Genomic DNA, 9,360 nt, shown 5'->3' on the forward strand with positions numbered 1-9,360 from the left:
CACCGGTAAACGTGGGCCGATCGGTCCGGGTGCGTCTCTGGTGAATTTGTAAACAAACACGCGGAGTACGCGGACAAAACGAGAGAGGACACGGATGAATCTCATCCCGCGTCCTCTCCTTGTTTCCGCGTGTCTACCATATGGAAACGTACTTTTTTGGAATTTTGTATTACGCCGCATCCATCGCCCTCGCCACGAGCCGCGGCGTGCGCCTGGTGGAGCGCGGGGATCACTACGTCCGTAAAGGTGTGGTGGCGGATCCGGCGACCTGAACGCGGCGCGGGGACGGGCTGGGAGCAGGGTAGCCAGATCCTGAAAAGACGGGAGGTACGGAGGAACAGAGCAGAACGGAGAGGAACAGACCCGGACGCGCGCTGTCTCTGTTCCTCCGGTCTTTTCCTCCGTTCCTCTGTACCTCCAGTCCTTTTGCGGACCCGGAAACTACGCCGCGCCCACGGCCTCGCCGCGGCCGGCGGCGTGGGCCTGGCAGAGGGCGTGGACCTCCGCGTCCGTGAAGGTGTGGTCGCAGGTCTTGGCGGCCTCGAACACCGCACCGCACAGCGCCTCGTCCGTCGCGTCGTAGCCGTGGGCGCGCAGCCAGTAGCGCACGTTGCTGATGCCGCTCATCGGTGAGATCTCGATCACCTGGCGCAGGCCGAACCAGCCCGCGGGGACACCGGAGTAGATGCGGTCCGCCAGCCACGCGTCGCCCTTGCTCTCGGCCTTGATGATGGCGGCCGCGTGCACCCCCGTGCCGGTGCGAAAGGCGTCCTCGCCGAACACGGGCCAGTTGTACGCCAGCGGCACGTGGCACGCCCGCGACGCCAGCTCCACGTACTCGTTCAGCCGCGACAGGTCCCAGTCGTGCAGCCCCAGCAGCTTGAGGTTCACGAGCAGCAGGTCCATCTCGGCGTTGCCGCAGCGCTCGCCGATTCCCAGCGCGGTGCCGTGGATGCGGTGCGCCCCCTCTTCGATGGCCGCCAGGCAGTTGGGGATGGCCAGGCCGCGGTCGCGGTGGCCGTGCCAGTCCACCTTCACGTCCTCGCCCGACGGCTTTACCACCTCGTCGAAGACGAAGCGGATGAGCTGGCGGACGCCGTGGGGCGTGGCGTGGCCCACCGTGTCGCAGACGCAGATGCGCCGCGCGCCGCACTCGATCGCCGTCCGGTAGAGCGCCTTTACCACCTCGGGCGCCGCGCGGGTGGTGTCTTCGGTGACGTACATCACCGGAAGCCCGTTTTCCACGGCGAAGGTGACGGCGTCCTCGGTGGCGCGCAGCATCCGGTCGAGCGTCCAGTCCTCCGCGTACTGGCGGATCGGCGACGAGCCGATGAAGGTGGCCGCCTCGATGGCGATCCCCACCTTCTGCGACACGTCGATGATGGGCTGCACGTCGGCGCGCACGGTGCGTGCGGCGCAGTTGGGCTGGATGGCCAGCTTGGAATCCACCACCTCGCGCGCCAGCGCCTCCACGTCGCGCAGGGCGCGGGGGCCGGCGCCGGGAAGGCCGATGTCGGCGCTGGCGATCCGCAGCTGGTCCATCAGGTGCAGCAGGCGGATCTTGTCCTCGATGTCCGGATCGTGGACAGAGGGTGACTGCAGCCCGTCGCGCAGCGTCTCGTCGTTCAGCTGCACGCCGCGGCGGGTGGAGTAGTCGAACGACCCCGCAAGGGTGTTCCAGTCGTAGATCAGCTCGCTGTACTGCATCTTCTGCGGTCCTCGCGCCGGGTCTTTTGAAAACGTTCTGATGCGTCGCGGCGGAAGCGGCAACGCCGTCCGTGCGGATTGGGTCAAGACACTGAACCTACCCACTGCCCCGGCGCCCGAAAAGTACCGGAGTCCACACCGCGCGTTTGACACGGGTGCCCCCGTGGCGGCACAATCCGCGCCTTGGCGTGCGCACCCCTTTCCCGAGGACGGCGACCCTGCCCGACGTTACGGCCCTTTCAGCGCTGCGCCCGCTGCGGCAGCGCGTGCACCAGACGGACGACGACACCCTGGCCGAGCAGCTGGCCCTGGTGCGCATCCCCGCGCCCTCGTTCGCCGAGCAGGCGCGGGGCGACTACGTGCTGGCGCGCTTTCAGCAGATGGGGCTGGCCGCCGTGCGCCGCGACGCGGTGGGAAACGTGCTGGGCGAGTGGCGTCCGGCGGGGGCGGCGGAGCAGCCGGTGGTGGTCGCCGCGCACCTGGACACGGTGTTCGCCGCCGACACCGACGTGGAGCCGCGGCGCAAGGGCAAGCGCTTTCACGCCCCGGGGATCACCGACAACTGCCGCGGGCTGGCGGGAATGCTGGCCGTGGCGCGCGTGCTGGCGGGCTCCGGCGTCCGCGCGCCGCACCCCGTGCTCTTTGCCGCGACGGTGGGCGAGGAGGGGATCGGCGACCTGCGCGGGGTCAAGCACCTGTTCCGCGAGGGCTCGCCCCTGCGCGGGGCGGCGGCGTTCATCGCGCTGGCCGGCAGCGGGCTGCGGCGCATCGTGCACCGGGCCATCGGCTCGCGGCGGCTGCGCGTGGAGGTCAGCGGCCCCGGCGGCCACTCCTGGGCCGACCGCGGCGCGCCCAACCCGATCGTCGCCCTGGGCTCGGCCGTCGCCGAGGTGGCCACCCTGGCCCTTCCCCACCCCGCGCGCTCCTCGCTCACCGTGGCGCGCATCGGCGGCGGCAGCAGCATCAACTCCATCCCCGAGGGGGCGTGGATGGAGCTCGACATGCGCAGCGAGGTGGCCGGCGCCCTGGCCGAGATGGAGGCCGGCGTACGCGGCGTGCTGGCCCGCGTGGTCGACGAGGAGAACGCCGGCCGCCGTGCCGGCACCGAGCCGCTGGGCGCCCGGGTGGCGGTGATCGGCGACCGCCCCTCGGGCGAGACCCCGCCGAAGTCGCCGCTGGTGGCCGCCGCCTCGGCCGTCACCTTCGCGCTGGGCGCGCGCCCCGAGCTGGTGGGCTCGTCGACCGACGCCAACGTCCCCATGGCGCTCGGCATCCCCTCGATCGCCATCGGCGTGGGCGGCGACTCGGGCGGCATCCACACCGCCGACGAGTGGTACTCCAACGACAACGGCGCCCTCGGCGTCGAGCGCGCCCTGCTCATCATCCTCTCCGCGGCGGGCCTGGCCGCCTGATCCGCACCCACCCGTACAAATCCACTGCATCCATGCTCGGAGCCAGGAACAGGGTCGGACTGGACGGAACGCAGATCCAAAGGTGTCTTGAGATTTGGGAAGTGCTCTGCGGAGAGCGGCCGAGGGCACTTGACATTACAGAGGCGATGCGGCATGGATCACGCACGCGGTTCGATCAGGCCCGCGGGCTCGTGGTCCTCGGCGCCGACGCCTATCCTGGCGCGGGGAGAACGGCGAACTCGCGGATGTCGCCGCTGGCCTGCCTTGCCCATGAGTTGGCGCACGTCGAACGGCACGAGCTCGGCTACGACCGGCCGTTCGACCCGCCGGACAGTTACCTCGATGAGGCCGAAACCAGCCTGCGGGCGTCGTTCGTCCCTGTCCTCAGTCCTCGCGACCGCGAAGACCTGGTTGAAGACGCGCGAGACCGCCTGACCGACTGGCTCGCCACACGAATGCAGGATGCAATATGAAGATCGAACCGAGTGGCGTGATTCTAACGGGAGTCTGTGAGATCCAGACCGCGGTGTGCAAGGCGCTGACACCGGCGCCCATCACCGCGGTTTGGGCCCACCCGGGACGCCTGCAGATCAATGTGTGCAGCTCGTGCCTGGATGAAAAAGTTCGCCAGGGCGACTGGGAAATCCCGGGCGCCAGGATCCGGACGCGCTCCGATGTGGCGGTATACGATCAGGTGGGCACCCTCCAACTGGTCGTCGAAGTGAAATCTGCACGGGGCATCGATCAGCATGGGGCTGCACAGGTCTACAGGAATCTGCTCGCCCATTCCGGAATACCCGGGGGAGGCTTTTTCCTGCTGGTCGGTTATCCCAGCGACTTCTATCTGTGGGTGAACCGGCCTTCGTCCCATCGGCACGGGAACCCCGACTACGAGTTCCGTGGCGAGGAGCTTCTGCGGCCGTACATGGAGTCGGGTGGAGAGCCCGGTGAGAACGGCGCAGGGCATGGATACGAGCGAACCGTGGCACAGTGGCTGGATGATCTCGTACAGCAGGAATCCCTGCCACCCGGGCCTGCCTTCGACTGGTTGATCCAGTCCGGACTGTTCGAGGCGATCAGAGGCGGCACCGTATTGCGCCAGGCGCCGGTACCGGTCTGACCGCGAATCAGCCAGGACAGCGGGAGATGCGCTTTCCCCTCGTCCGTTCGACACGGGCGAGGGGATCGTGTTTCGCACCAGTCCGTGCCCCTCGAGGTGTCCGGGGGGGCGAATCGTTCCTACCAGCCACGCCGCGGCTCGTCCCGCCCGCGGACTGGTCGTACCGTCCTCCGCCCCCCACATCTGATCCGGCGCCAGCTTTCCTCCCGCACGGCCCGCCGACGGGCGCGTGCGAATCCGGCCACCCACGGAGGAACCGATGACGAAGCTGAAGCTGGACCTCGAAGAGCTCGAGGTGGAGTCTTTCCCCACGGAGCGCGGCGAGGAGGAGCCGGGGACGGTGCACGGCTACTGGGAGACCGACGGCGGCGCCACCTGCTGGTACACCTGCCAGGGCGCCACCTGCGAGGGCGGCAACACCTGCTGGGACAGCTGCGACGCCGGGTGCGGCACGTACTACTGCACACCGTACAGCTGCGGCCTCACCTGCTACGACCCGTTCCGCGGCTCGGACCGCTACTAGCATCCGATCCTGACGGGCAGCCGTGGTAAGAACGAGGCCCCGCGCCGGACGCCGGCGCGGGGCCTTTCCTCGGTGCCGGTCCGGCGCCCGGCGCTTACGCGTGCAGCACCACCGAGTGGTCGCCCAGGTCCACCTGCCCGGTGACGCCGCGCACCTTCACGTGGCTGCCGATGAGCGAGTCGCGCACGTCCACGTCCTCCACCTCGCTCTTCTCGCCCACGATGGTGTCGCGCAGGCGGCTGCGGCGGACCGTGGTCCCGGGGCCGATGGTCACGTTGGGCCCGATCTCCACGTCTTCCAGCGTCACGCCGTCGGCCACGTGCACGGGCCCGTGCACGGTCACGTTCGTCCCGTTGGCGGGCGGCCGGGCGCGCGAGGTGGTGAGCACGTGCAGGTTGGTCTCCAGGAGCGTCTCGGGCTTGCCGGCGTCGTACCAGCCGTGCACCGGCTCCACCCTGAGCCTGGCGCCGTTGTCCACCATGTACTGGAAGGCGTCGGTGAGGAAGTACTCGCCCCCCGGCCCCGGCGGCTGCTCCATCACGTGGTGGATCGCCTGGAAGAGCAGCTTCCAGTCGCGGATGTAGTAGAGGCCGATGTTGGCCAGCTTCGAGATCGGCTCCTTCGGCTTCTCGATGATCTTCCGCATGAAGCCGTGCTCGTCGGTCACGATCACGCCGAAGCGCTGGTAGTCCTCCACCTCCTTGGCCCAGATCACCCCCGCCACGTCGTCGGGCAGGCGCTTGACGATGGAGAGGTCGGCGTCGAAGAGCGTGTCGACGAAGATGATCAGCAGGTCTTCCCGGACGTACGGCTCGGCCAGGCGGATGGCGTCGGCGGTGCCGTTCTGCTCCTTCTGCTCCACGTAGACGGCGTGGAAGTCGGGGTACTCCTCCGCCATGTACTCCTGCACCTTCTCCTTCAGGTGCCCGGTGACGAGCACGGCCTCGTGCACGCCCAGCTCGCGCAGGTCGTCGAGGATGTAGGCCATCACCGGCTTGTCGGCCACCTTGAGGAGCGGCTTGGGGGTCACGTGCGTGTGCGGGCGAAGGCGCGTGCCCTTGCCCGCCACCGGCATCACTACTTTCACGGGCGTCTCCGTGCGTGGATTCGTCGTCGGAGTGGGGAGAAACGGATTGTTCCGCCGACCGGGCACGATCCGTACCGGCGGCGGGCGCAAGATACCCGGCGCGAGCGGACAGCGTCAAACGCGGCGGGAGCCACCGACGGGGAGTCGGTCGTCCGCGCCAGGCTTCGAGATACCGAGGAACGCGATGCGCGAGGAGCTGGGGGAGAGCGGCCGAAGCGCAGGCAAGGCGCACGGCGCGCCCTCGCTCGCGCTCTGGCCGACTTCCTGAGGGCGGAAGAGAGAGAAGGTGCCCGGCTGGCTGCAAAGAGGAGTCGAGAGCGGACCAGCGCAAACGGCGGCGCTCAGGAGGCGCCGCCGTCCTGTTTGCGAGCGTCGAACCACCGCCACGTCACCACGAAGAGCACTATCGGAATGAGCCAGAGTACCGCGTACCCCAGTGTATTGGGGACGAAATGCGGGCGTAGAATCGAGCGGATCAACAACCACTCCCCAAAGACCGCCACGACCCACAACAGGGCGAGCTGGCCGGGGTGCCAGTCACGGACGTCCATGATCCACCTTCCAGCGCCGCTTTCGCTTTGGCCTGTCGGGTACCCCGCCGGCGGGCGGGGGGACTGCAGGGCCCGCCGTACGGCTTCCTCGAACGGGAGATCGATCGTGAGCCGTTCCGGCTCTGCGCCCGGGCTCTTTTTCTCCCGCGGCTTCTCCTCCATCGCAATCCCTCTTTCCTGGCGCGTCCGCTACCCTGACGTATATTCGCGTTCCTCGCCGTTCGGAACAAGACTCATCCCCTTCCGAGGGGATTCCCGCCGTCCCGGTCGGCTTCTATTCGCCCCACTCCCGCCCTCGCGCGAAGATCTCGCGGATCCGCCCCTCGTCGCCGGCCTTGATCGCCTCGCGCAGGCCCCGTAGCGCGTCCTCCATCGCCCGGAGCGCGGCGGCGAGTTCGTCGGCGTTGTCGCGCGCCACGTCGGTCCACATCTCCGGCGAACTGGCGGCCAGGCGGGTGACGTCGCGCCCGCCGGGCCCCAGCTCCGCCCGGGCGACCCCGCGGGCGTCGAGCGCCACGGCGAGCGCGGTGGAGGCGGCCTGCGGGAGGTGGCTGGTCCACGCCAGCCGCCGGTCGTGCTCCGCCGCGTCCATCACCTCCGTCCTTCCCCCCGCCCGCTCCCACAGCTCGCGGGCGAGGACGAGCGCCTCGTCCGACGTCTCCCGCGTGGGGCAGAGGTAGACGCGCGCGCCGGCGAAGAGGTCCGCGCGCGACGCCGCCCACCCCGAGCGGTGGTCGCCCGCCAGCGGGTGCGCGCCCACGAACTTCGCCGCGAGCCCCAGCTCCCACGCCGCGGCGGCCACCGAGCGCTTGGTGCTCCCTGCGTCGGTGACCAGCCGCACCCCGTCCAGGCGCGGGCGCGCGGCCGCCAGCACCTCCCTGGCGCGGAGCACGGGGACGGCCAGCAGCAGCGCGTCCGCCGCCTCTACCCCTGCGAAGTCCGCCCCGAGCGCCGCCGCCAGCACCCCCTCGCCGAGCGCGGCGTCCACGGCGGACGCGTCGCGGTCCCACCCCACGACGCGCACGCCCGCCGCCGCCAGCGCCCGCGCCGCCGACCCGCCGATCAGCCCCAGGCCAACCACGGCGACGGTGCGCACCTCGCACTTCGCACCTCGCACTCCGCACCGGACGCCGCTCACCCGCCCTCCATCTGCGCGCGGCGGGAGAGGCCGATCAGGTGCCAGAAGAGGTAGCGCACGTCCTCGTCCGCGAGCCCCGCCTCGCGCGCCAGCGTGCCGGCGCGGCGCACCACCGCCGCCTCGCGCGCGGGGTCCAGCACCGGCAGCCCCAGCGCCCGCTTCGCCTCGCCCACGTCGCGCGCGAGGCGCACCCGCTCGGCGATCAGACCTATCAGCGCGCGGTCGATCCGCTCGATCTGCGTCCTGAGCCCCTCCAGCGCCGCGGAGGCCGACTCGGCCGCGGTCTCCGGCCCGCTCATGCCGCCGCCTCCACCGCGTCCAGCGCGGGGATCGGCAGCTCGCGCCCGGCGGCCCGCGCGAAGGGCCGCAGGTCCCGCATCATCCGCGCGAAGCTCTCCAGCGAGAGCGACTGGTCGCCGTCGGAGAGCGCCTCCTCCGGGCAGGGGTGCACCTCCACGATCAGCCCGTCGGCCCCCGCCGCCACGGCCGCGAACGCCAGCGGCGCCACCAGGTCGGCGCGGCCGCCCGCGTGGCTCGGGTCCACCACCACCGGCAGGTGCGTCTCGGCCTTGAGCACGGGGATCGCCGCCACGTCTAGCGTGTTGCGCGTGGCCGTCTCGAAGGTGCGGATCCCGCGCTCGCAGAGGATCACGTCGCGGTTGCCCTGCGCCATCACGTACTCGGCCGCCATCAAGAGCTCCTTGACCGTGGCCGAGAGCCCGCGCTTGAGCAGCACCGGCCGCTGCACCCGCCCCAGCTCGGAGAGGAGCGCGAAGTTCTGCATGTTGCGCGCGCCCACCTGCAGCACGTCGGCGTGCTCGGCCACCAGCTCCACCTGGCGCGTGTCCATCACCTCGGTGACCACGGGGAGCCCCGTCTGCGCGCGCACCTCGGCCAGCATGCGCAGCGCCGTCTCGCCCAGGCCCTGGAAGGCGTACGGCGAGGTGCGCGGCTTGAAGGCGCCGCCGCGCAGCATCCCCGCCCCCGCCTCGCGGATCGAGTGCGCCGTCTCGCGCAGCATGTCGCGCCCCTCCACCGAGCACGGCCCCGCGATCACCGCCAGCCGCTTCCCGCCGATCGTGGCGCCGCCGCGCTCGCCCACGCGGACCACGGAGGGCTCCACCGAGAACTCGCGAGAGGCCAGCTTGTAGGGCTTGAGGACGGGGGTGACGGACTCGACGCCGGGGAGCGAGAGGAGGGCGGCCTCGGCCAGCAGGCTCTCGTCGCCGATGCAGCCGATGATGGTGCGCTGCTCGCCGCGCGAGACGTGGGTGCGCATCCCCAGCGTCTCCACGCGCTCGCGGATGTGGTCCAGCTCCGCGTCGGTGACGCCCGGACGGGTGACGATGATCATGGGGTCCTTCGCTTGAGGAGGTGGTTGTCGGCAGCGGGAGGCGACGAAAAAGGGCCCCCGATCTGCTCGGGAGCCCTGCGTTGCTCGTCGCCTTGGAGACTTTGCCGTCTAGCCGCGCGCGACGAACCCCGGACTCCCGCTGGGAAGCCCGTAGTAGTAATAGCCGTAGGCGCGCGTGGTGACGTTCATGGCTCCAACGCTAACCTCCTGGCGGGAAACGCGCAAGCGTCGCAACCCGTTGACAGGCACCCTCCGCGTGGGTAGCGTAGATCCGTCACACTCAACCAGGCAGACGAGCAGATGATGACGGACATCCGCAAGGGCATTCCGATGCGGCGCCTCCGCGACCCGGGTCGCGGAATCGCCTGCGGCGAGGCCGTGCCCGTGTACCGGATGTCGTAACGCAGCTCGAACAGCTGATCGCGACAGGCCGTGGGCGCGCTCTCGTGCGCGCCCACGGCCTTGCCG

10 protein-coding genes are annotated in these 9,360 nt (G+C 70.4%); 4 read left to right on the forward strand and 6 right to left on the reverse strand.

Annotated elements, in window-relative coordinates; all coding sequences use genetic code 11:
• Positions 1–441: 441 nt before the first annotated feature.
• Positions 442–1,707, reverse strand: a complete 1,266-nt coding sequence (locus VF746_28960) for a LeuA family protein (protein HEX8696484.1) — start codon at positions 1,705–1,707, stop codon at positions 442–444.
• A 266-nt stretch (positions 1,708–1,973) separates the two neighbouring features.
• Between VF746_28960 and VF746_28965 the strand changes: the two genes are divergently transcribed.
• From VF746_28965 to VF746_28980, 4 genes are all read left to right on the forward strand, one after another.
• Positions 1,974–3,119 carry a M20/M25/M40 family metallo-hydrolase gene (locus VF746_28965; GenBank protein ID HEX8696485.1) on the forward strand — a complete coding sequence of 382 codons (1,146 nt, stop codon included), beginning with the start codon at positions 1,974–1,976 and terminating at the stop codon, positions 3,117–3,119.
• 245 nt (positions 3,120–3,364) lie between these two features.
• On the forward strand, positions 3,365–3,592 hold the full coding sequence (locus VF746_28970; protein ID HEX8696486.1) for a hypothetical protein: 228 nt from the start codon (positions 3,365–3,367) through the stop codon (positions 3,590–3,592).
• On the forward strand, positions 3,589–4,239 hold the full coding sequence (locus tag VF746_28975; protein HEX8696487.1) for a hypothetical protein: 651 nt from the start codon (positions 3,589–3,591) through the stop codon (positions 4,237–4,239). The genes VF746_28970 and VF746_28975 overlap by 4 nt, the downstream gene beginning before the upstream one ends.
• 259 nt (positions 4,240–4,498) lie before the next feature.
• Entirely contained in the window at positions 4,499–4,762 is a 264-nt protein-coding gene (locus VF746_28980) for a pinensin family lanthipeptide (GenBank protein HEX8696488.1), read from the forward strand.
• Between the two features lie 94 nt (positions 4,763–4,856).
• Here VF746_28980 and VF746_28985 read toward each other — a convergent pair whose 3' ends face one another.
• The 5 genes from VF746_28985 to aroF form a co-directional block, all read right to left on the reverse strand.
• Positions 4,857–5,849 (reverse strand): sugar phosphate nucleotidyltransferase, encoded by a 993-nt coding sequence (locus VF746_28985; GenBank protein HEX8696489.1) that lies wholly within the window; start codon positions 5,847–5,849, stop codon positions 4,857–4,859.
• Between the two features lie 341 nt (positions 5,850–6,190).
• Positions 6,191–6,562 (reverse strand): hypothetical protein, encoded by a 372-nt coding sequence (locus tag VF746_28990; protein HEX8696490.1) that lies wholly within the window; start codon positions 6,560–6,562, stop codon positions 6,191–6,193.
• A gap of 112 nt (positions 6,563–6,674) precedes the next feature.
• Complete coding sequence (locus VF746_28995; protein HEX8696491.1) at positions 6,675–7,496, reverse strand: prephenate dehydrogenase; 822 nt, start codon at positions 7,494–7,496, stop codon at positions 6,675–6,677.
• A 38-nt stretch (positions 7,497–7,534) separates the two neighbouring features.
• On the reverse strand, positions 7,535–7,837 hold the full coding sequence (locus tag VF746_29000; GenBank protein HEX8696492.1) for a chorismate mutase: 303 nt from the start codon (positions 7,835–7,837) through the stop codon (positions 7,535–7,537).
• Positions 7,834–8,892, reverse strand: coding sequence for a 3-deoxy-7-phosphoheptulonate synthase (gene aroF / locus VF746_29005; protein ID HEX8696493.1), 1,059 nt, complete (start codon positions 8,890–8,892; stop codon positions 7,834–7,836). Before aroF ends, VF746_29000 begins: the two co-directional genes overlap by 4 nt.
• Between the last annotated feature and the right edge of the window lie 468 nt (positions 8,893–9,360).

The organism is Longimicrobium sp. (assembly GCA_036389795.1).
In the GTDB taxonomy this organism is placed as follows: domain Bacteria; phylum Gemmatimonadota; class Gemmatimonadetes; order Longimicrobiales; family Longimicrobiaceae; genus Longimicrobium.